Annotated in this window: 20 protein-coding genes; 7 read left to right on the top strand and 13 right to left on the bottom strand. The window is 58.0% G+C overall.

Annotated elements, in window-relative coordinates:
- Positions 1 to 107: 107 nt before the first annotated feature.
- Positions 108 to 2,816, bottom strand: coding sequence for a magnesium-translocating P-type ATPase (gene mgtA, locus B3B59_RS06045; protein WP_286808378.1), 2,709 nt, complete (start codon positions 2,814 to 2,816; stop codon positions 108 to 110).
- A 491-nt stretch (positions 2,817 to 3,307) separates the two neighbouring features.
- Here mgtA and treR point away from each other — a divergent pair, with 491 nt between their 5' ends.
- From treR to nrdG, 5 genes are all read left to right on the top strand, one after another.
- Positions 3,308 to 4,255: a trehalose operon repressor TreR gene (gene treR / locus B3B59_RS06040; RefSeq protein ID WP_286808376.1), complete on the top strand. Its 948-nt coding sequence runs from the start codon at positions 3,308 to 3,310 to the stop codon at positions 4,253 to 4,255.
- Between the two features lie 125 nt (positions 4,256 to 4,380).
- Positions 4,381 to 5,799, top strand: coding sequence for a PTS trehalose transporter subunit IIBC (gene treB, locus B3B59_RS06035; RefSeq protein WP_046886521.1), 1,419 nt, complete (start codon positions 4,381 to 4,383; stop codon positions 5,797 to 5,799).
- Between the two features lie 48 nt (positions 5,800 to 5,847).
- Complete coding sequence (treC, locus tag B3B59_RS06030; protein WP_286808375.1) at positions 5,848 to 7,503, top strand: alpha,alpha-phosphotrehalase; 1,656 nt, start codon at positions 5,848 to 5,850, stop codon at positions 7,501 to 7,503.
- A 373-nt stretch (positions 7,504 to 7,876) separates the two neighbouring features.
- Positions 7,877 to 10,015: an anaerobic ribonucleoside-triphosphate reductase gene (gene nrdD / locus B3B59_RS06025; protein ID WP_286808374.1), complete on the top strand. Its 2,139-nt coding sequence runs from the start codon at positions 7,877 to 7,879 to the stop codon at positions 10,013 to 10,015.
- Between the two features lie 140 nt (positions 10,016 to 10,155).
- Positions 10,156 to 10,620, top strand: coding sequence for an anaerobic ribonucleoside-triphosphate reductase-activating protein (gene nrdG, locus B3B59_RS06020; protein WP_286808372.1), 465 nt, complete (start codon positions 10,156 to 10,158; stop codon positions 10,618 to 10,620).
- On the opposite strand, the gene B3B59_RS06015 is transcribed toward nrdG, so the two are convergent.
- From B3B59_RS06015 to B3B59_RS05970, 10 genes are all read right to left on the bottom strand, one after another.
- Positions 10,617 to 12,527: a BglG family transcription antiterminator gene (locus B3B59_RS06015; protein ID WP_040077433.1), complete on the bottom strand. Its 1,911-nt coding sequence runs from the start codon at positions 12,525 to 12,527 to the stop codon at positions 10,617 to 10,619. The two genes, nrdG and B3B59_RS06015, sit on opposite strands and share 4 nt — an antisense overlap.
- A 19-nt stretch (positions 12,528 to 12,546) precedes the next feature.
- Positions 12,547 to 13,683 carry a lactonase family protein gene (locus tag B3B59_RS06010; RefSeq protein WP_286808371.1) on the bottom strand — a complete coding sequence of 379 codons (1,137 nt, stop codon included), beginning with the start codon at positions 13,681 to 13,683 and terminating at the stop codon, positions 12,547 to 12,549.
- A gap of 118 nt (positions 13,684 to 13,801) precedes the next feature.
- On the bottom strand, positions 13,802 to 14,542 hold the full coding sequence (dagF, locus tag B3B59_RS06005) for a 2-dehydro-3-deoxy-phosphogluconate aldolase (protein ID WP_286808370.1): 741 nt from the start codon (positions 14,540 to 14,542) through the stop codon (positions 13,802 to 13,804).
- Positions 14,539 to 15,657 (bottom strand): DgaE family pyridoxal phosphate-dependent ammonia lyase, encoded by a 1,119-nt coding sequence (locus tag B3B59_RS06000; protein WP_286808369.1) that lies wholly within the window; start codon positions 15,655 to 15,657, stop codon positions 14,539 to 14,541. Before B3B59_RS06000 ends, dagF begins: the two co-directional genes overlap by 4 nt.
- Positions 15,641 to 16,774, bottom strand: coding sequence for an amidohydrolase/deacetylase family metallohydrolase (locus B3B59_RS05995; RefSeq protein WP_286808368.1), 1,134 nt, complete (start codon positions 16,772 to 16,774; stop codon positions 15,641 to 15,643). Before B3B59_RS05995 ends, B3B59_RS06000 begins: the two co-directional genes overlap by 17 nt.
- 42 nt (positions 16,775 to 16,816) lie before the next feature.
- The gene (locus B3B59_RS05990; protein WP_006179056.1) at positions 16,817 to 17,458 is read right to left on the bottom strand and encodes a DUF4310 family protein; all 642 of its coding nucleotides are present in this window, start codon (positions 17,456 to 17,458) and stop codon (positions 16,817 to 16,819) included.
- 13 nt (positions 17,459 to 17,471) lie between these two features.
- On the bottom strand, positions 17,472 to 18,248 hold the full coding sequence (locus B3B59_RS05985; RefSeq protein ID WP_212478331.1) for a DUF4311 domain-containing protein: 777 nt from the start codon (positions 18,246 to 18,248) through the stop codon (positions 17,472 to 17,474).
- A gap of 22 nt (positions 18,249 to 18,270) precedes the next feature.
- Positions 18,271 to 18,570 carry a DUF4312 family protein gene (locus B3B59_RS05980; RefSeq protein ID WP_040077441.1) on the bottom strand — a complete coding sequence of 100 codons (300 nt, stop codon included), beginning with the start codon at positions 18,568 to 18,570 and terminating at the stop codon, positions 18,271 to 18,273.
- Positions 18,571 to 18,572: 2 nt separating this feature from the next.
- Positions 18,573 to 18,935, bottom strand: coding sequence for an SFCGS family glycine-rich protein (locus tag B3B59_RS05975; RefSeq protein WP_002437459.1), 363 nt, complete (start codon positions 18,933 to 18,935; stop codon positions 18,573 to 18,575).
- Between the two features lie 11 nt (positions 18,936 to 18,946).
- Entirely contained in the window at positions 18,947 to 19,285 is a 339-nt protein-coding gene (locus B3B59_RS05970; protein ID WP_154298914.1) for a PRD domain-containing protein, read from the bottom strand.
- Between the two features lie 417 nt (positions 19,286 to 19,702).
- Here B3B59_RS05970 and B3B59_RS05965 point away from each other — a divergent pair, with 417 nt between their 5' ends.
- Entirely contained in the window at positions 19,703 to 19,858 is a 156-nt protein-coding gene (locus B3B59_RS05965) for a Hok/Gef family protein (RefSeq protein WP_040077445.1), read from the top strand.
- A gap of 70 nt (positions 19,859 to 19,928) precedes the next feature.
- Here B3B59_RS05965 and cybC read toward each other — a convergent pair whose 3' ends face one another.
- Positions 19,929 to 20,315, bottom strand: a complete 387-nt coding sequence (gene cybC, locus B3B59_RS05960; RefSeq protein ID WP_286808367.1) for a cytochrome b562 — start codon at positions 20,313 to 20,315, stop codon at positions 19,929 to 19,931.
- Positions 20,316 to 20,366: 51 nt separating this feature from the next.
- Entirely contained in the window at positions 20,367 to 21,719 is a 1,353-nt protein-coding gene (gene pmbA / locus B3B59_RS05955; protein ID WP_040077447.1) for a metalloprotease PmbA, read from the bottom strand.
- A 95-nt stretch (positions 21,720 to 21,814) separates the two neighbouring features.
- On the opposite strand from pmbA, the gene yjgA reads away from it, so the two are divergent.
- Positions 21,815 to 22,366 carry a ribosome biogenesis factor YjgA gene (yjgA, locus tag B3B59_RS05950; RefSeq protein ID WP_040077448.1) on the top strand — a complete coding sequence of 184 codons (552 nt, stop codon included), beginning with the start codon at positions 21,815 to 21,817 and terminating at the stop codon, positions 22,364 to 22,366.
- Positions 22,367 to 22,508 lie beyond the last annotated feature (142 nt).

Here is a 22,508-nt window from a genome sequence, read left to right as displayed (position 1 = left end):
TGTCTAATTTAGGAAAAAATAGGGGTCTGTTTGAGGAGTGCTTACCGCAATGCGCTGCGTGGAGAGAGTAAAATGGCAACCGGAGTTGCCATTTATTGTTAAAACGCTTACTGCCAGCCATAACGGCGGCTGTAGAACCCTTTCACCATCTGGGTCAACACCATGTACCCGGCCAGGATCGCCACCAGCCACGGGAAGTAGCTCAGCGGCAGCGCCTGTAGCTGCAGGTAACTCGCCAGCGGCGAGAACGGCAGCGCAATGCCCAGCAGCATCACCAGCCCGGTCATCAGGATCAGCGGCCAGGCCGCCCGGCTCTGGATAAACGGGATGCGCCGGGTACGGATCATATGCACAATCAGCGTCTGCGACAGCAGCCCGACCACAAACCAGCCGGACTGGAACAGCGTCTGCGCTTCCGGCACGTTGGCATGGAACACAAACCACATCAGGCAGAAGGTCAGGATGTCGAAGATGGAACTGATCGGGCCAAAGAAGAGCATAAAGCGTCCCAAATCCGCCGGATTCCAGCGCTGAGGTTTGCGGATCTGCTCTTCATCGACGTTATCGAACGGGATCGCGACCTGCGACACGTCATACATCAGGTTCTGAATCAGCAGGTGCAGCGGCAGCATCGGTAAAAACGGCAGGAAGGCGCTGGCAACCAGCACGCTAAAGACGTTACCGAAGTTGGAGCTTGCGGTCATCTTGATGTATTTCAGCATGTTGGCAAAGGTGCGGCGCCCCTCGATGACCCCCTCTTCCAGCACCATCAGGCTTTTTTCCAGCAGGATAATATCAGCCGCTTCCCGCGCGATATCGACCGCGCCGTCCACGGAGATACCGATGTCGGCCGCCCGTAGCGCCGGGGCGTCGTTAATACCATCCCCCATAAAGCCCACCACGTGCCCTTCGCGCTTCAGCAGGGTAACGATGCGCTCTTTGTGCATAGGCGTCAGGCGCGCAAACAGGGTGGTACGTTTGGCCAGCGCGGCCAGTTCATCATCTGAAAGCCGTTCGATATCGCTGCCTGTCACCACGTCGCCCGCGTCCAGCCCCACGTCGCGGCACACTTTGGCGGCCACCAGCTCGCTGTCGCCGGTGAGGATTTTTACCGTGATGCCGGAGGCTTTTAGCGCCTTCAGCGCCGGGGCGGTGGTCTCTTTCGGCGGATCGAGGAAGGCGATATAGCCTTCGAGGATCAGATCCGATTCATCGATACGCTGGTAATCCCCCTCGCGCGCAGGCAGCCGTTTTGTCGCCACCGCCACCACCCGCAGCCCCTGACGGTTCAGGGTATCGGTCACCCGGGCGATGCGGCGCAGCATGCTCTCATCCAGCGGCACTACGTTGCCGTTATGACGCACGTGGGTCGAGACCGCGAGGACCTCCTGCAACGCCCCTTTGCAGATAAGCGTATGCACATCCTCCTGCTCGCTGACCACCACCGACATACGGCGGCGTTCAAAGTCGAAGGGGATCTCGTCCACTTTTTGCCAGCGGGCAGAGAGCGTCCGCGCGGCGGTTTCGTCCACCCCTTCCAGCACCGCCACGTCGAGCAGGTTTTTCAGCCCGGTCTGGTAGTGGCTGTTCAGCCAGGCGCTGTGCAGCACGCGCTCGCTGCTTTTGCCGGAGATATCCGTGTGGTTCTCCAGCACGATTTTATCCTGCGTCAGGGTGCCGGTTTTGTCGGTGCAGAGGATATCCATGGCGCCAAAGTTCTGAATGGCGTCGAGGTGTTTAACAATCACTTTTTGCTTTGAAAGCTTCACCGCCCCGCGCGCCAGCGTGGAGGTGACAATCATCGGCAGCATCTCCGGGGTTAAGCCCACGGCCACTGACAGAGCAAACAGCGCCGCCTCCCACCAGTCGCCTTTGGTGTAGCCGTTGATCACCAGCACGATGGGGGTCATCACCAGCATAAAGCGGATCAGCAGCATGCTGACGCGGCCAATCCCCTGCTGGAAGGCATTGGGTTCACTCTGCTGCTCGCTGACGCGCCCGGCAAGCTGGCCGAACCAGGTATTGCCGCCGGTGGCGATCACCATCGCTTGCGCTGTACCGCTCACTACCGTGGTGCCCATAAAGCAGAGGGTATCGCACTCCAGCGGATGGGTTTGCTGCGGGTTGCGGCTGCGGGCAACCTTCTCTACCGGCAGCGATTCCCCGGTGAGCGAAGCCTGGGCCACGAACAGATCCCTTGCCTGCAACAGGCGTAAATCCGCCGGGATCATATCCCCGGCGGCCAGCTTCACAATATCCCCGGCCACCAGTTGATCGACGGGCAACTCACGCCACGCGTGTTCGCCTTTATCATTAATGACGCGCAACACCGTGGCGGTATTGCTGACCATCGCTTTCAGGGCATCGGCGGCTTTGGTCGAGCGCGCCTCCTGCACAAAGTTCAACAGCGTGGCGATGGCCACCATCAGGGCGATCACCCCGGCGGCAAAGAGATCTTCCGTGGCGTAGGAGATGACCCCCAGCAGCGTGAGCAGCAGATTGAACGGATTGCGGTAGCAGGACCAGAGGTGCCGCCACCAGGGGGCCGGCTGTTGCGCCGGAATTTGGTTGTCGCCATGGGCTTCGCGCACGGCGGCCACCTCGGCAGGATTCAGCCCTTCCGGATGGCTGCCAAAGGTGTGCCACAGCGTCTCTTCGTCCATCGCCGCCACGCGCAGGCAGTGGGCAGAAAGGCTATCTGGCAGGGTGGCATCGGCCAGCTGTTTGCCAGTCATCATCGGGTCGCGCTGTACCAGACGACGCGGCAGGTGGCGGCTCAGTTGGCTGAGCAGCAGTTGGGTTAAATTTTTGAACATAGTCAGTCCCCCGCACCCGCAACAGCGGGTGCAGAATATCCTTCAGACGTGACAAGGCCGCGCCTGAGAGGCGATCTGTTTTATGCAGGGACGTTTTTGGACGTCACTGCCTTACGCATCCGGTAAGGCAGTGAAAACAGGCTTACCGGCGTGAAGGGGCTCTCCGTCGGGGGAGAGGGGTGGGATCGGGATCCATAAAGCCTCCGGTAAGAAAAAAAGTAAGCCGACGCGCAGTATAGGGTTTTAACCATACCGTGAGTGACATTTCGGGCGGTATGATAATCGCCGGGGACTAAACCAAACGTAAACCAGACTTTGCCCATTGCGGATCCCCCTGCCCGAATTAGAACCTATTCCACAGGGCCGACTTATTACGGCCAGTCTGGAGACGCACAACGCGGCCCGGACCCAAACAGGCCATTAAACGAGCCCAATGGGGTAGACTGTTAGGCTTATTGATCACTTCATTGTCGTATTACAGGGAACAGAGCATGCAGAACCGCCTGACCATCAAAGACATCGCGCGCTTAAGCGGCGTGGGCAAATCGACCGTTTCACGCGTGCTGAATAACGAAAGCGGTGTCAGCCAGCGTACCCGTGAACGCGTCGAGGCGGTGATGGAACAGCATGGCTTCTCCCCTTCCCGTTCCGCGCGCGCCATGCGCGGACAGAGCGATAAAGTGGTGGCGATCATCGTCACGCGTCTCGACTCTCTCTCGGAAAACCTGGCGGTGCAGACCATGCTGCCGGCCTTTTATGAGCAGGGTTACGACCCCATCATGATGGAGAGTAAGTTTTCGCCACAGATGGTGGAAGAGCACCTCGGCATGCTGCAGCGCCGCAATATCGACGGCGTGGTGCTGTTTGGTTTTTCCGGCATAGAAGAGCAGATGCTCGCGCCGTGGCAATCCTCGCTGGTGCTGATGGCGCGCGATGCCGCCGGGTTTGCCTCGGTCTGCTATGACGACGAAGGGGCGATCCTGACGCTAATGCAGCGCCTGTATGAGGGCGGCCATCGCCACATTAGCTATCTGGGGGTGCCGCACAGCGATATCACCACCGGCCAGCGCCGGTATGACGCTTATCTCTCCTTCTGTAAAAAACGGGCGTTGCCTGCCGTGGCCTCGCTGCCGGGGCTGAGTATGAAGCAGGGCTATGACCAGGTGGCCGCCGTGCTTACGCCGCAAACCACCGCCCTGGTCTGCGCCACCGATACCCTGGCGCTGGGGGCGAGTAAGTACTTACAAGAGCAGCGCATCGATAACCTGCAGCTGGCCAGCGTGGGTAATACCCCCTTGATGAAGTTCCTGCACCCGGAGATCATCACCGTCGATCCCGGCTACGCCGAATCGGGTCGTCAGGCTGCTTTACAGCTGATCGAGCAGATCACCGGCCGCAGCGAAGCCCGACGAATTACCATTCCCGCCACCCTCTCCTGATCCCTTCCGTTACGGTTTATTGTGATCTTCGCCGGGTTTCGGGAACGTTCCCGTTTTCGTGCGTCTGCTTAAAGAGTAGCCTTGCGTCCAGTTCCTTCCCTACACCTGTGTCATGAGGCTTCATGATGAGTAAAGTAAAACAAGACGATATTGATCAGCTGATCGTACTGGTTGGTGGACGTGAAAACATCGCCACCGTCAGCCACTGTATTACCCGCCTGCGCTTCGTGCTGAACGATCCGGCCAAAGCCAACCCCAAGGCCATTGAAGAGTTGTCGATGGTGAAAGGGTGCTTCACCAATGCCGGGCAGTTCCAGGTCGTGATTGGTACCGAGGTGGGGGATTACTACAAAGCCCTGCTCGCCACGACCGGCCATGCGTCAGCGGATAAAGAGCAGGCCAAAAAAGCGGCGCGACAGAATATGAAGTGGCATGAACAGCTCATTTCACATTTCGCCGAAATCTTCTTCCCGCTGCTGCCTGCGTTAATCAGCGGCGGCTTGATTCTGGGCTTCCGCAACGTGATTGGCGATGTGCCGATGAGCGACGGCAAGACCCTGGTCCAGCTCTACCCGACGCTGCAAAGCATCAATGACTTCCTGTGGCTGATCGGCGAAGCCATCTTCTTCTATCTGCCGGTGGGCATCTGCTGGTCGGCGGTGCGCAAGATGGGGGGGACGCCCATTCTGGGGATCGTGCTGGGCATCACGCTGGTCTCTCCGCAGTTAATGAACGCTTACTTACTGGGTCAGCAGGTGCCGGAAGTCTGGAACTTCGGCCTGTTCACCATCGCTAAAGTGGGCTATCAGGCGCAGGTGATCCCGGCGCTGCTGGCTGGTCTGGCGCTGGGCATGATTGAAGCCCGTTTAAAACGCATGGTGCCCGATTACCTCTATCTGGTGGTGGTGCCGGTCACGTCGTTGATTCTGGCGGTCTTCCTCGCGCATGCCTTTATCGGCCCGTTTGGCCGGATGATCGGCGACGGCGTCGCCTGGGCGATGCGTCACCTGATGATCGGCAGCTTCGCCCCGGTGGGCGCCGCGCTGTTTGGCTTCTTGTATGCGCCGCTGGTTATTACCGGCGTGCACCAGACCACCCTCGCTATCGATATGCAGATGATTCAAAGCATGGGCGGTACCCCGATGTGGCCGCTGATTGCCCTGTCGAACATCGCACAGGCTTCGGCAGTGACCGGCATTATTCTGGTGAGCCGCAAACATAACGAACGCGAAATCTCGGTTCCGGCGGCCATCTCTGCCTATCTGGGAGTCACTGAACCGGCGATGTACGGCATCAACCTCAAGTACCGCTTCCCAATGCTGTGCGCCATGATCGGGTCAGGTCTGGCGGCGCTGCTGTGCGGCCTGAACGGCGTGATGGCGAACGGCATCGGCGTGGGCGGGCTGCCGGGTATCCTCTCCATTCAGCCAGACTTCTGGCAGGTGTTCGCGCTGGCGATGGCGGTGGCTATTATCGTGCCCATGGCGTTAACCACCGTGATGTATCAGCGCAAGTTCCGTCAAGGCACGCTGCAGATTATTTAACTCTTTTCGGGGCGCCCTTGCGCCCCTTCGCATTTGCAGGAACGTATTATGACTACCCTTCCCCACTGGTGGCAAAACGGCGTTATCTACCAGATCTATCCAAAAAGCTTCCAGGACACCACCGGCTCCGGCACCGGCGACCTGCGCGGGGTGACGCAGCGTCTCGACTATCTGCAAACGCTGGGCGTTGATGCCATCTGGCTCACCCCGTTTTATATCTCCCCGCAGGTGGATAACGGCTACGACGTGGCGAACTATACCGCCATCGACCCGACTTACGGCACGCTGGATGATTTTGATGAGCTGGTCGCCGGCGCCCACGCCCGCGGCATTCGCATCGTGCTGGATATGGTCTTCAATCACACCTCCACGCAGCACGCCTGGTTTCGCGAGTCGCTCAACAAAGCGAGTCCGTACCGACAGTTTTATATCTGGCGCGACGGCACCCCGGATCAGCTCCCCAATAACTGGCGCTCTAAATTTGGCGGCAATGCCTGGCGCTGGCATACGGAGAGCGAGCAGTACTACCTGCACCTGTTTGCCCCTGAGCAGGCCGATCTCAACTGGGAAAATCCGGCGGTGCGTAACGAGCTAAAAAAAGTCTGCGCGTTCTGGGCCGATCGCGGCGTGGACGGGCTGCGCCTCGACGTCATTAACCTGGTGTCGAAGGACCAGGCCTTCCCGGACGACGAGGTGGGCGATGGGCGTCGTTTCTATACCGACGGGCCGCGCATTCATGATTACTTGCAGGAGATGAGCCGCGACGTCTTTACGCCGCGTAACCTGATGACGGTGGGTGAGATGTCCTCCACCACGCTGGAGCACTGCCAGCAGTATGCCGCGCTGGACGGGCGCGAGCTGTCCATGACCTTTAATTTCCACCACCTGAAGGTGGATTATCCCAACGGCGAGAAGTGGACCCTGGCACAACCCGATTACGTGGCGCTCAAAGCTCTTTTCCGTCACTGGCAGCAGGGGATGCACAACCGGGCGTGGAATGCGCTGTTCTGGTGTAACCACGATCAGCCGCGCATCGTCTCCCGCTTTGGCGACGAGGGCGAGTATCGCGTCCCGGCGGCGAAGATGCTGGCGATGGTGCTGCACGGCATGCAGGGCACGCCATACATCTACCAGGGTGAAGAGATTGGGATGACCAACCCGCACTTTACCCGCATTACCGACTATCGCGACGTAGAGAGCCACAATATGTTTGCCGGGCTGCGCACCGCCGGACACGATGCGGACGCGCTGCTGGCGATTCTGGCGAGCAAATCCCGCGACAATAGCCGTACCCCGATGCAGTGGGATGCCAGCCTCAATGGGGGCTTTACCGGGGGCGAACCCTGGATTGCCCTGTGCGATAACACCCACGACATCAACGTGCAGGCGGCGCTTAACGATCCCGATTCGGTGTTTTATACCTACCAGCGGCTTATCGCCCTGCGCAAAGCGATGCCGGTGTTGACCTGGGGCGATTATCAGGACCTGCTGCCCGAGCATCCCTCCCTCTGGTGTTATCGCCGTCAGTGGCAGGGGCAAACATTGATGGTGGTCGCCAACCTGAGCCGGACATGCCAGTCCTGGCAGCCCGAGGCCGCAGAGGGGGAGTGGCAGACGGTGATAAGCAACTATAGCGAAACGGCCAGCCATCCTGCTGCCATGACGCTGCGCCCGTTTGAAGCAGTATGGTGGCTGCAGTCATAAACCAGAAGGCCGGGTGTAATAATTACCCCGGCTTATTATGCTGTTTTTGTTGAATATTTAATCAGCTTTATTCTCTGCATATTTACAATCGTCCTAACGCCCGCCATTTGTACGCTCGTCTTTTTGCTTTGTCCTGAATCAAATAAATCGCAAACATGTTTGATGCAAATCACTATATGTAGCACTTAAAATGCACGCCAACCCCACATCTTGTATTAAGCATCTATGCTTTCAACAACAAGATGACAAGAAATTGTGGATAACAACTGTGGGTAACGCGGGAAGTCGCTGGGCCCTGTGCCATTGCGCCCAGTGCATACTTCTCCACCTCTGTGGATAACCGGTAGTTATAAATAGATAAAATGGAGTGATCATGACACCGCATGTGATGAAACGTGATGGCTGTAAAGTGCCGTTCAAATCAGAGCGCATTCAGGAAGCTATTCTGCGTGCAGCTAAAGCAGCGGGAGTCGATGACGCAGATTATTGCGCCACCGTCGCAGACGTCGTTTGTAACCAGATGAACGGCCGCAGCCAGGTCGATATCAATGAGATTCAGACGGCGGTGGAAAACCAGCTGATGTCCGGCCCCTATAAGCAGCTGGCGCGCGCTTACATTGAGTATCGCCATGACCGTGATATCCAGCGCGAGAAGCGTGGCCGCCTGAACCAGGAGATCCGTGGCCTGGTGGAGCAGACCAACCCGGCCCTGCTGAACGAAAACGCCAACAAAGACAGCAAAGTGATCCCCACTCAGCGCGATCTGCTGGCCGGGATCGTGGCCAAACACTATGCCCGTCAGCACCTGCTGCCGCGTGACGTGGTGCAGGCGCATGAGCGCGGCGAGATCCACTATCACGATCTCGATTACTCTCCCTTCTTCCCGATGTTCAACTGCATGTTGATCGATCTGAAAGGGATGCTGACCCAGGGCTTCAAGATGGGCAATGCCGAGATTGAGCCGCCAAAATCCATCTCTACCGCCACCGCCGTCACCGCACAAATCATTGCCCAGGTGGCCAGCCATATTTACGGCGGTACCACCATCAACCGCATCGACGAAGTGCTGGCCCCGTTCGTAACGGCAAGCTTTGAGAAGCACCGCAAAGTCGCCCAGGAGTGGCAGATCCCGGATGCAGAGGGTTACGCGCACTCCCGCACCGAGAAAGAGTGCTACGACGCTTTCCAGTCGCTGGAATATGAGGTGAACACCCTGCACACCGCTAACGGTCAGACGCCGTTTGTCACCTTCGGATTTGGTCTCGGCACCAGCTGGGAGTCGCGCCTGATCCAGCAGTCGATTCTGCGCAACCGCATCTCGGGCCTTGGCAAGAACCGCAAAACGGCGGTGTTTCCGAAGCTGGTCTTCGCCATTCGCGACGGCCTGAACCATAAGTTTGGCGATCCCAACTACGATATCAAACAGCTGGCGCTGGAGTGCGCGAGTAAGCGCATGTACCCGGACATCCTCAACTACGACCAGGTCGTTAAGGTTACCGGCTCGTTCAAAACGCCAATGGGCTGCCGCAGCTTCCTTGGCGTGTACGAAGATGAAAACGGCGAGCAGATCCACGACGGGCGTAACAACCTGGGCGTGATTAGCCTTAATCTGCCGCGCATCGCGCTGGAGGCGAAGGGTAATGAAGCGACGTTCTGGTCGTTGCTGGAGAGCCGTTTGACCCTGGCGCGTAAGGCCCTGATGACCCGTATCGCCCGTCTGGAAGGGGTAAAAGCCCGCGTCGCCCCCATTCTCTATATGGAAGGGGCATGCGGCGTGCGCCTGAAAGCGGATGACGACGTCGCGGAGATCTTCAAAAACGGCCGTGCCTCTATTTCGCTGGGCTATATCGGCATTCACGAAACCATTAACGCGCTGTTTGGCGACAAGCACATGTATGACAGCGCGGCCCTGCGCGCCAAGGGGGTCGCGATTGTGCAGCGTCTGCGCGACGCGGTTGACCAGTGGAAAGACGAAACCGGCTACGGCTTTAGCCTCTACAGCACCCCAAGCGAAAACCTCTGCGATCGCTTCTGCCGCCTGGATACCGCGGAGTTTGGCGTGGTCGACGGCGTAACTGATAAAGGTTATTACACCAACAGCTTCCACCTTGACGTGGAGAAGAAGGTGAACCCGTACGACAAGATCGACTTCGAAGCGGCCTACCCGCCCATCGCCAACGGCGGCTTCATCTGCTACGGCGAGTACCCGAACATTCAGCACAACCTGAAGGCGCTGGAAGACGTGTGGGATTACAGCTATCAGCATGTGCCCTATTACGGCACTAACACGCCAATCGACGAGTGCTATGAGTGCGGCTTTACCGGTGAGTTTGAGTGCACCAGCAAAGGCTTCACCTGCCCGAAATGCGGTAACCACGATGCCGCCCGGGTGTCCGTCACCCGCCGTGTGTGTGGCTATCTTGGCAGCCCGGATGCGCGTCCGTTCAACGCCGGGAAGCAGGAAGAGGTGAAGCGCCGCGTGAAGCATTTGGGGAATGGGCAGCTCGGTTGAGTTTTTACCGGGTTCTCCCCCTCACCCTACCCCTCTCCCTCAAGGGAGAGGGAACCGATCGAGCACGTTGTTATGCCTGTCGCCGGTTTTCTCCCTCTCCCTGTGGGAGAGGGCCGGGGTGAGGGCATCAGGTTAAACCTATGAATTATCATCAGTACTACCCCGTCGACATCGTCAACGGCCCCGGCACCCGCTGCACGCTCTTTGTGGCAGGCTGCGTTCACGAATGCCCCGGCTGTTACAACAAAAGCACCTGGCGTCTGAACTCAGGCATGCCGTTTACGGCAGAGATGGAAGATCAGATCATCAAGGATCTGAACGACAAGCGCATTCACCGCCAGGGGATCTCCCTCTCCGGCGGTGACCCCCTTCACCCGCAGAATGTGCCGGAGATCCTGAAGCTGGTGAAGCGAATCCACCGCGATTGCAGCGGCAAAGACATCTGGGTCTGGACGGGCTATAAGCTGGATGAGCTGAACGACGCCCAGCGGGAAGTGGTGGATCTAATTAACGTGCTGGTGGACGGCAAATTTGTGCAGGATTTAAAAGACCCGGCGCTGATCTGGCGCGGCAGCAGCAATCAGGTCGTTCATAATCTGCGTTAAAAGCGGCTCAGGCACTCCACCGCCACCGTTTTAAATGCCGCAAAATCACCGCAGCCGCACAGCCGCGCCATCGCCCGCTCGCGTAAAAAGGTGACGAAAATATCGTAGATCGCCATCGCCTCTTCGTACTCGCTTTTGCTAATGGCCAGCAGGAAGATAACGTGCGCGGTTTCATCCCCCCACTGGATCCCCTGCGGGGCCAGCACCGTATAGACCACGGTCTTTTGCGCCAGCAGACCCAGCGAGTGCGGCAGCGCTATGCCATCGCCCAGCATGGTGCTGACGATGGCTTCACGTTCAATCACCGAGTCGAGAAATTCGCTGTTAACAAAGCCTTCTGACTGAAGCTGTTCACACAGCTGGCGGAACAGCGTCTGCTGGTCGATGGGCTGGTCAATAATGCGGAAATGAGCGGCGTCGAAATACTTCTCCAGCATCCACGGGCGGGTGCGGTCCACGAGCACCAGCTTGCCAATCTGCTCCAGTTGATAATCGGTCGGAAAGGGGGCGATCTGCACCACCGGCTTGGCTTTTTCGCTGATACGCGCGGTAGAGATAACAAAGTCTTCGGCGATGGCCTCACTCTGCTCGTACTCGCGCAGCGTCACGGTGCGGGTTACCTCCACCTGCGGGTATTTGCGCTGCAGCACCGCTTCGATCATTCGCACCATCGCGTTACCGGCATCGCATACCAGCAGCACCCGCGGCTGGCGCTGGTAGCCGATATTGTAGTGACGCTCCAGCCCCACGCCGATATGCAGCACCAGAAAACCAATTTCGTTTTCGCTGATGACATAGGGGGTATATTTGCCCCAGCTCGACACGGCGGCCAGAGTCATATCCCAGGCCATCGGGTAGTGCTGTTTGATGTTATCCAGCAGCGGGTTGGGGATCATGATCTGATAACGCACCCGGGTGATCATGGTCTTGATGTGCGTGAGCAGATCCGCATGCAGCTGGGCATCGCTGAGCAGGTTGTAGTTATAGTGGGTGTTGATATAACCCAGAATATAGTTAACCAGCGCTTCGTCGTCGTCGGCATTGATGGCGCTGGGGGCGATATCCTGGATCTGGCGCGCCGCAAGGTGCACGCAGAGCCAGTTCTCTTCGGAGGGGGCCAGCGCTTTATCCGCCAGAAGCGCTATCGCCGCGGCAATATCCTTTGCGGCATCCCGCACGTTCTCTTCCACATCTTCCGCGCTGAACTCCGGCAGCGGGTAGCCTTCGCTGATGCGACGTACCGACACCGCGCAGTAGAGGCGGACAAACAGCTCCCCCTCATCGGTAAGGCGGATGTGATGGCGGGTCAGCGTATCGTGGAGTACGGCCACCAGCTGTTCCGGAACGCCCGCGTTCAGCGCCACCTCGGTGACCAGCGGATTCAGGCCGTCCTGCTGCGCCAGTTCCCACAGCAAATCGGTCAGGCAGGCGCGAATGGACATCTCGCTGCCAAACAGCTTCATACCGTGGCGCGGACGCGTCTCCAGCGTCAGGTTATAGCGGGTAAACCATTCCCGAACTTCAACCATGTCACTTTGCAGGGTGGCACGGCTGATAAACCACTCATCGGCCAAATCTTCCAGCTTGAGGGAAAAAGCCGAGGTAAGAAAACGCACCACCAGGTAGTGCACCCGCTCCGGCCCGGTTCGCGGAATACGCAGCGCGCGCGGGTGAGATGACTGCAGTTGCTGATAGCGCTCGGCGTCGTCAATTTTAAGTTGATAGCCATTGCCACGGCTCAGAATAAACTGCGCGCCGTGGCTCGCCAGCAGCGCGTTCAGGGCGGTGATATCAGCACGGACGGTTCGCGTGGAGACCGACAGCCGCTGCGCCAGTTCGTCCTGCGGCAGCGTCTCGTTTTGCAACAGGTCGAAAAGTTGCGCTAAACGTTGGTTCGGGAATCGCACGGGGATGTCCTCTTACAGCTTAAGGTGAAATGACCATCTGGGATGGGCTGCCGACCGGGGTATAGTCCGGCTCGAAGCGGAGCTTGCCGTCCTGCGCCACGCGGAAACGGGTAATGTTATCGCTGCGCTGGTTCATGACGTACAGCCAGCGTCCCTGCTTATCAAGCGTGAGGGTGCGCGGATAATCACCCCGCGTCCAGACGTCGTCCTGATGCGTCAGCGTGCCATCGGCTGTTACGGTAAAGTGCCCGATGCTGTTATGCAATCGGTTAGCCACGTAGAGCTGCTTTCCATCAGCACTTAATACCAGCCCGGCGGCAAAACTGGTGCCTTTGTAACCTTCCGGCAGGGCGGAGAGGGTTTTGCCCTCTTTGAGCTGGCCGTCGCTGTTCACCGCGTAATGGGTCAGCGTCGAGGCCTCTTCGTTAATCAGCCACAGGGCATCGCCTTTTGGCGTGAAGACGAAGTGGCGCGGCCCGGCCCCTTTCGAGGAGGCGTTAATGAACGGCGGATCGTTGGGCGTCAGCTTGCCGGTTTGATCGTCGAAACGGTACTGGTAGATCCGATCCAGCCCCAGATCGGTGGAAAACACGTACTTCCCGCTCGGATCGGCGGCGATCATGTGCGCATGGGGACCATTGTGATCGCTAATGGCGAAGCTGCCTTCCACTGCTGCCTCGGGTTTGGCCGCACCGGGTTCACCGCTATCCTGGTGGGTATCCGTGGCCTCACCCAGGCTGCCGTCCGCCTTCACCGGTAAAACGGCGATTGACCCGCTCACGTAGTTCGCCACCAGCAGATGCTCACCGTTCGGCGTCAGGGAGAGATAGACCGGCCCCGCGCCGCCGGAAGCCACCTGATTTAACTCGCTCAGATCGCCGTTATCACCAATGCGCAGCGCCTGCACAACCCCCTGCTCCACCTCGCTTGCCAGATAGAGCGTTTTGCCGTCGTGCGAGACGGTCAGCTGCGCAGCGTTCGGCAGTTTGCTCACCAGCGTTTTGTTCGCGAGCGCACCGGTTTGCGGGTCGAGGGTAAAGCGGTACAGCCCTTCACCGTTCGGGTTGTAGGTTCCCACCCAGGCGTACTGCGTCTGGGCGACGGCGGTAGTAGCGAGTAACGAGAGTGAAGCGACGAGCAGATTGCGGGTGTGCATGGTGGCTCCTTTGGGTTTGTGCGGTTTGTGCCCCTCACCCTAACCCTCTCCCCAAAGGGGAGAGGGGACGATGACACCCTCTCCCCTTTGGGGAGAGGGCCGGGGTGAGGGGTAAAGATTACTTAACCAGCTTCTTCGTCATCTCCAGCAGCGTGCGCACATCTTCCGGGCGCGTATCGCCGCTGGCTTTATCGATAATCGAACTGTAAATATGCGGAATGATCTTGCTCACGCCCGCGTCCAGAGCAATCTGCAGGATCGCCTCAAAGTTTTCCAGATCAATGCCGCCGGTCGGCTCGAGCCAGAAGTCGTGACGGGCGCAGGCTTGCGCCACCGCCTGGTACTCATCGCGGCACTTCAGACCGCCCATCGGGAAGTATTTGATGGAGCTGCCGCCGAAATCTTTCAGCAGGGCAATGGCGGTTTCAACCGGGACGATCCCATCCGGTGCCGCGCTGCTCAGCGGGCCGGTGGAGATCTTGACCATGCCGACGGTGCCGGTTGGCGAGACCAGGCCGTTCACCACGGACTCGCTCTGCCCCAGCAGCGCACGGCTGGTGGCGACGCCGGTAAAGACCTGATTAACGTGCTGCGGCTGCACCTGACGGGAGATTTCGCTCACCATTGCAGACTGGTTCGGATCGCCCGCCCCTAGCCCCACGGAAAGGGCGTTATCGATAAGCGCGGCATACTCGCGCATGTCGGCGACCGCGCTGTCTACGTCCGGATAATTTTTGGAGAGCACGCCCACCAGAACGTGGCCTTCCGCCGCCTCGTAGATGGCGCTGGCGTTGGCTTTGGAGCCTGCCAGCACGTTCAGGCAGACGCGGTCACGGTAAAAATTGGGGGTCAGTTTCATGCGTTTTTCTCCTGTCCTACTACTTCGCTAATGCGGCGGTACACAATATTCAGCTGGTCAGCATTCACGCTGCGCACGTCCGCCTCGATAATCCCTTCGTTGGCCTTGTAACCACGGAAGTAGATGGCGTATTCACCCTGCTTCAGGGCGTGCACAAGGTCACCGGTGCCGACACCGGTAATGGCTTCGTCAAACTTAATTTCTGCGCGGGCGATATCACGTCCGGCGCTGTCCCAGACTACGCGCGCCGTGACGCCGTTCAGGGTGTTGAGCGCATCGATAAACGGTGTCATCTTCGCCACCATCTCCGCGCCGCTCTCTTTCGTCGCCGTCAGGTAGTGTTCGATGGCGCAGGTCAGGCCGAGGATCCCCTCTTTACCCACCTTCATGGCGCGGCCAATGCCCGCCGTCTGGCGTTTCACCCACTCGACGTACTGGGTTTTGCCGATCACCAGGCCGCTGGTCGGGCCTTCGATTGCCTTCGCGCCGCTGTAGATCACCAGGTCCGCGCCGGAGCGGTAATAGACATGCAGATCTTCTTCCGCGGCGGCATCTACGATCAGCGGCAGAGCGTGTTTACGGGCGACTACCGCCGCCTGCTCGACGCTGAGCATGCTTTTCTGCACGCAGTGGTGAGATTTAATATAGAGGATCGCCGCCGTACGCGGGGTGATCGCCGCTGCCAGCTGGTCGGCAGAGCATTCGTTCGCGTAGCCGGCTTCCACCAGCTTGCCGCCGCCCAGCGCTACCATGGTGCCGACCGGCGCGCCGAAGTTGACGTTGTGCCCTTTCGGCAGGACGATTTCATTGTTCTCAATCGGGGTGATGTGCAGGTTTTCCAGCAGCCAGTCGCTCTCTTTGACCAGCACCGCTGCCACGGATTGCGCGATACCCGCAGACGCACACGAAACCACCGTCGCCCCTTCCACGTCCAGCAGCTTTGCGATGTACTCCCCGGTTTTGTTCACCAGATCTTTCATCTCGAAGTAGTGGTTCATGCCGTCCATTGCCGCCTGCACCACTTCCGGGCGCGGCGTGGAGACACCCAGCGCCGTCATACGGCCAGAGGTGTTGATAACCTGCTTTAAATTGTACTTTTCAAAAATCGAAGGCATGTTCCGTGCTCCCTTGTTCGGTCATGTAGCCCTTGCCCGCGCGGATAGCGGCAAGCGGCACCAGAATATGTTCAGCCTGCAGGCTGTCGTTTTCAGCATCGGTCAACAGCGTCGGCTGACGTTTAACGGTGAAGAGCGTCAGGTCGGCATCGAGACCCGGCTGAATGCGCCCTTTGCGCGTCAGGCGCAGGCCGTCGGCGGCGTTTTCGGTCACGCAGGCGATCACCTGCGGCAGCGACATACCGATGGCGAGGAATTTCGACATCACGCTCGCCAGTGAGCCGACCGGACCGTTGATGCGGTTGCGGCAGTAGATATCCGAGCTGATGGTGTGCGGCAGAATGCCCATCGCGATGGCGCGTTTCGCCACTTCAAAGCTAAAGCTCGCCGTGCCGTGGCCAACGTCGAGTCGCACGCCGCGCTTCAGGGCGGCGGTGATGGAGGCGCGCAGCTCGCCAGAGGGGGTCAGAATGCGGTTCGGCTTGCCGTTGTAGCAGTGGGTGATGATATCGCCGCTGCTCAGCAGTTCGGCAATTTCATCGAGGTTCGGCGGGTTGTTGCCGATGTGCACCATCAGCGGCAGATCGCCGTTCTCTTTCTGAATGGCTTTCGCGCGCTCCAGCGGCATAATGTCGTTGTCGCCCACCACGCTGCTGCTCATGCGCGCCTTCAGGCCAACGATAAAATCAGGGTGGCGCGTTACCGCCTGCTTCACTGCCCCGGCGTCGATATTCGCCATATTGGCGAGTTCATTTTGGGCGATTAGCCCAACGCGGGAGATGTTCAGCAGGGCAAAGACCTCGGTTGTGGCCTTGCGGGTAATCGCGTAGAAATCGTCAACGTCGTCGGCTCCGGTACTGCCCGCGTCTACCACGGAGGTGACGCCGGTGGCAATGCCAACGCTGTCCGGCTCGTCGTGGTAAATGGGGGAGTTCGGGTAGCAGTGAACGTGAGAATCGATCCATCCGGCGCTGACAAACACATCGCCGTTCAGCTCGACCGTTTTACGTGCGGGAGCGTCAATTTCGCCCAGCGCCGCGATTTTCCCGTCCTGAATGGCGATATCGGTCAGGGTATCGTCGGTAAGGCGCGCACGGCGCAGGAGTAAATCAAACATGCGTATCTCCTGAAGGAGCGGGCGCCGAAGCGCCCGCGGGTATTAAAGGGCGACCGGGAACAGCCAGCCCAACAACATCGCACCAAGGATGGCGCCGCCGGTAATCGGCTTCTGCCAGATGTAAAACAGCAGTGCGCCCAGCAGTGAACCCACGCCGATCGGAATGGAGGCGGTCATGGCGCTGAGGATAATCAACGGCCCAAGGAAGCGGCCGGAGGCGTTACCCGCGCCCATCATCACGTCTGCGCCGTAGGTGGAGTTGCTCTGGTTGATGGTGAACTTACGCGCCAGAATGATGACGTAGCCAATCGCCAGGCCAATCACCAGACCGGTTATCAGGGCGGCGATAAAGTTGGTCACCGGGAACATAATCCCCGCGCCCAGCAGCAGCGCCGGTACACCCAGGCCTACGCCGGTCTGGATCGCCCCGCCGATATCCAGGATACCGACCAGCGACCCTTCAATGATGCGCGCGAACAGGAAGCTGGCGCCAAACGCGGCAACCGCGCCGTACACGCCGGTATCCATTCCCGCTTTCAGCATCGCCACAAAGGCCACTTCGTTAAACGCGCCGATGCCGTACAGGTAGTACATGTGTGTCCCGGCGAAGACGCCGGAGGAGAGCAGGCCAACGAAGATCGGGAACGACCAGTCGGCATACCAAAAACCTTTATTCTGTTCCATATCGAGGCTCCTGTTATTTACCGCTGAGCGAGTTGTGGATCATGTCGAGCCAGTTCGGCACGGTCAGATGGAAGGATTCGATCATCTTCATGTCGAAGCCGCGGAAGAAGCCGCTCAGTACGAACAGCAGAACGATAGCCGCCATCATCACTTTAGTGACGTGGTTCCAGCCGCTCTCTTCCACGCCTTTACCAATCAGGATACCCAGCACCAGACCCGGTACGGCGTTACCCATGATCAGCTGCGCCGCGCCGCCAAACACGGTAGCCCAGAAGCCGGATTTTTTACCCGCGTCGATGGCCGCCAGCCAGAAGATCACCGGCATCACGGTATTCACCAGCAGGTTGGCCGCAGGGACCAGCACCTTCACGGCGGTGACCTGAAGCGCGGCGGGAACGGAAGAGGCGGTAAGGTTAAGGAAGGTCACGACGAGCATGCCGATCACGCCGCAGGCAATCGCCATTTTGCGTGGGTCGTGCAGCGTCTCGCCGACGTTACGGTTTTTGATCATCAGCGCAGCCGCGCCCCAGTTCGGGATGATGCGATGGTCAACGTCCTGCGTGAAGGAGCCTGCTGCGACGGAAGAGGCCCAGGCGTTAAAGAAGAAGCCTAACCCAAAGGAGAAGTGAGACGCCGGATCTCCTTCACAGGAGTTCAGTTCCCCCAACGTACGAAACGCGCCCATACCCTGTGTGGTAGGCGCATGAAACATGCGTGCAGCCCCGGCGCCTACGCCGACGCCAACCAGGCCGCCGATGATGAGCGATTTTATTAAAATTATCAGGAACATTAGTCTGCCCTATTAGTAAGAATCAGCGTTGCGTGACAAAGTCCACCTGGTCCAGATTGATGGCAGTCACGTTGACGGTCACATCCAGCTCCACGCTGTAGGTGCGTCTTTCCCGGCGCAGAAAGAAGAACAGAAACGCCTCTTTCCGCACCGCTTCTTGCGCCTGAACAACCTGCACGTCCTGTGGCTCAATACGCAGTAAGATATGCGGCGATGCTTTCATCACCGCGGCCTGAACGTGGTTCAGCGCGTCGGCAAAGGCGCGCGCTTTGGCCTCGCCCTTGCCTTTCACTCTCACCGTGGTGGTGAATTGCTCTTTCATGTTTATGCGCCGTGCTTCTTCTGCCACGCCTGAACCAGACGCTCGCCCAGCTCTTCTTTATCCATAAAGCCAAAGCCCAGTACGTTGCAGCCTTCGTTGATGGCGGTCACGCCCTCTTCCACGGAACGCATGCCGTATTTCGCTTTGTAGCCATATTTGGTCTGCGCGGTGATCGCACCCGCACCGCCGCTGCCGCAGAAAGAGATCCCGAAGGTCGCGTTTTCCGCTTTCATGACGTCGCCCAGCTTCATATCCGCCGCAACGCCCGGCACAACCACTGCACGACCGCCCGCTTTCTCTACACCTGCCGCCACTTTCTGGCCTTTACCCAGACGATCGCCAATAACCACAGTAATTTGTTCCATTGTGTTGCTCCTTAAAGGTTGTCTTTCGCGACTTCGAAGTGAACGGAGAGCAGCCAGGCCTCTTCATCAGGAAGGTTGCCAAACTGCGCTACCACTTCACGGGCAAGCCGCATTGAATCAGGTGAAATTTCATCAAACAGGTCTGCTTCGACCTCCGGCAAAGGTTCGCCGGTCACTGACCGGTGCGCCATGGCGCGAACGTGGGAGGTCAGCATCTGCTTTTGCACGTCATTGGGGATGATGGTGTGGCGGCCAAGCAGGGCAAAAACCTGCTCTAGCATGGTGTCAGCGAGCTGTTCAGTTTTCGCTGCCTGGTCCTCAACGTCGTTCATTACCGCTCCGTTTATCACTCGTCTTACCCCGTTAATGGCTCTGGAATAAAACTAACGTTGCAGGTGGAGAGTTTGTAGCGAGTTGTTTTCCACTTCGAAGTGGAAAGGCGGGCGGCACCAGTGATCTGTGCCACAGAAATGGGTGAACTGGAGATAAAACCCGGGTTTTACGTGATGTGCATCACGCTATTCAGCGGGAGATAACGGAAAGCGAAGTGGAAAAGTTTACGAGCAGCCTCGTAGAAATGTGACGCAGATAAGGTTTTCTTATGGGGATGGGATAGAGTGGCTGCGGGTGCTTGAGACTGACCGTCTCAGGCAAGAGACGGAAAGTGGAAAGCCCCGCCTGACATAAAATCAGGGCGGGGGCCCGAAACATTACGTCTCACCACGTGACGTTTGCTACCTCGCCCGCATAAAAGCAAGGAGGCATCCATGAAACGCAGAGACCCCATTATCAGGGCTCTGATGATTATTTCTTTGACAATAATCATCTTAACACTGGCAACGAGGAAAACACTGTGCGAGATCGGTTTTCGTAACGGATCTTTCGAGGTGGTAGCGCGACTGGATTGTCGCTCCGGTAAGTAAGGAGCAAGCATGCGGAGGCGTTTCGCGCGCCTCCGCACACGGGGAGAAGACGTACAGCTCAGGCACCCATTTAACGGAATTTTTTGTGGTTCTCGTTGCGGGTGGCAGCAAACGCATCCGCAGCGGCCCGCGCCTCTTTCACTTTGCCTTCGTTAGCCAGTTTCAGTGCACCATTGATCTGACCGACCAGCGTCTCAAGACCCTGACGGTAATCTTTCATCTCTGCGCTATCGGGAGCTTTGTCTTCCAGCTTTGGCGGTGTCGCTTTCTGCGAATCGACCGCGGCGGCGCGCATCTTCGTTAATGCGGCTTTCATTTCATCCGCATTATCGGTTTTTTGCACCACTTTCAGATTTTCAGCGAGGGTATCCATGTTGTCTTCCAGATCGGCTGCGAAGACAGATGAACTCAACACCAGCGATGATGCCGCCAGGATAGCTAACAGGTTTTTACGCATTGCTCACTTCCTTTTTTTTGTTATTAAAAAAGCGCGCCGGGCGCGCTTGTTTTACTCACCAGCAATTTTCATCTCTGGTAACAGTACTGAACCACACTGAATATTGCTGCGTGTTTCGATATCGTTTCCGATCGTGACCATATTGCGCCACATATCTTTTAGATTTCCGGCGATGGTAATTTCGCTCACCGGGTACTGAATCTCGCCGTTTTCCACCCAGAAACCGGCCGCGCCACGGGAGTAATCACCGGTAATACCGCTGACGCCCTGCCCCATCAGCTCGGTGACCACCAGCCCGGTGCCCATCTCTTTCAGCATCTGCTCGAAGCTCAGCCCCTGCCCTTCAATGCGCCAGTTATGAATGCCGCCTGCATGGCCGGTGCTTTTCAGCCCGAGTTTACGTGCCGAGTAGCTGGTGAGCAGCCACTGGGTGAGAATCCCCTCTTTGATGATATCGCGGCGTTCTGTGCGTACCCCTTCACTGTCGAACGGCGTTGAGGCCAGTCCTTTCAGCAAGTGTGGATGCTCTTCAATGGTGAGCCACTCCGGCAGGATCTGTTTGCCCAGCGAATCGAGGAGGAAAGTGGATTTGCGGTAGACCGCACCGCCGGCGATCGCCCCCACCAGGTGACCAAACAGACCGGTGGCGACTTCGTTGGCGAAGATCACCGGCGCTTTCATGGTAGAGAGTTTACGCGGCGCCAGGCGAGACAGCGTGCGGCGTGCGCACTCTTCACCGACCCATTCCGGCGTCTGTAAATCGCCAAAAGCCCGGCCAATGGTGTAGGCGTAATCGCGCTCCATGTCGCCGTTCTCTTCGGCAATCACGCAGCTCGACAGGGAGTGACGCGTCGAGCTATAGCCCTGCATCATGCCGTGGCTGTTGCCGAAAACTTTGATGCCGTAGTGGCTGTTAAAGCTGCCGCCTTCAGTATTGGTGATGCGTTTATCGGCTTTCAGCGAGGCCTGTTCGGCGCGGGCTGCCAGTTCGATCGCTTCGTCCGGCGAAATTTCTGCCGGGTGGAAGAGATCGAGATCCGGTGCATCAAAGGCCAGCAACTCTTTATCCGCGACGCCGGCGAAAGGATCCGGCGAAGTGTAGCGGGCAATATCCAGCGCTGCCTGAACGGTACGGGCGATGGCGTCCGGACTCAGGTCAGTAGAGGAGGCGCTGCCTTTGCGGTTTTGATGATAAACGGTGATGCCCAGCGCACCATCGCTATTAAATTCAACGTTTTCCACTTCACCATAGCGGGTGCTTACGCTGATGCCGGTGGTTTTGCTGACGGCGACTTCTGCCCCGTCGGATTTCCCTGAAGCCAGCTCCAGCGCCGTGGATACTGCGTCTTCCAGTGCTTTACGCTGCGCTGCAACTTGTGAGATCACTTTCATCGTAAATGCCATAATGTAAGGTGTAGTTAGCTGAAGTCTAACAGAGAACCGTTTCTCAGTACGCGTCTTAACTGGTAACATTAGCCTCTTTTTTTAAGGAGCCTGACATGACTAAGCAGCCCGACGACTGGCTCGACGACGTTCCCGGTGATGACATCGAAGACGAAGATGATGAGATCATCTGGGTCAGTAAAAGTGAAATTAAACGCGACGCCGAAGAGTTAAAACAGCTTGGCGCAGAAATGGTTGATCTGGGTAAGAACGCGCTGGATAAGATCCCGCTCGACCCGGACCTGCGTGCCGCCATTGAACTGGCACAAAAAATCAAAAAAGAAGGCCGTCGCCGCCAGCTGCAGCTGATTGGCAAAATGTTGCGCCAGCGCGACGTTGATCCTATCCGCCAGGCTCTTGATAAGCTGAAAAACCGCCACAACCAGCAGGTTGCCCTGTTCCATAAACTGGAGCAGATCCGCGATCGTTTGATTGAACAAGGTGATGACGCGGTACCGGAAGTTCTGAACCTGTGGCCGGAGGCGGATCGCCAGCAGTTGCGCTCGCTGATCCGTAACGCGAAGAAAGAGAAAGAAGGGAATAAGCCGCCGAAGTCTGCGCGTCTGATTTTCCAGTATCTGCGCGAGCTGGCCGAAAACGAAGAGTGATAAGCATTAAAGCGGTGCAGGCGTTTCCTGTACCGCTTTATTCACTGACTTAATTCACCTTTGCAATAAGACGATACAACCGAATAATTCAGAAATCACATCGACCATTTTTCAGTAAACAGTCACTATCAGTGCTGGCGAG

This window comes from Leclercia sp. UBA2479, assembly GCF_002341985.1.
Taxonomy (GTDB): Bacteria; Pseudomonadota; Gammaproteobacteria; order Enterobacterales; family Enterobacteriaceae; genus Enterobacter; species Enterobacter pneumoniae.
The sequence above is the reverse complement of the archived record's forward strand: the minus strand, read 5'-3'. Positions and strand labels throughout refer to the sequence as shown.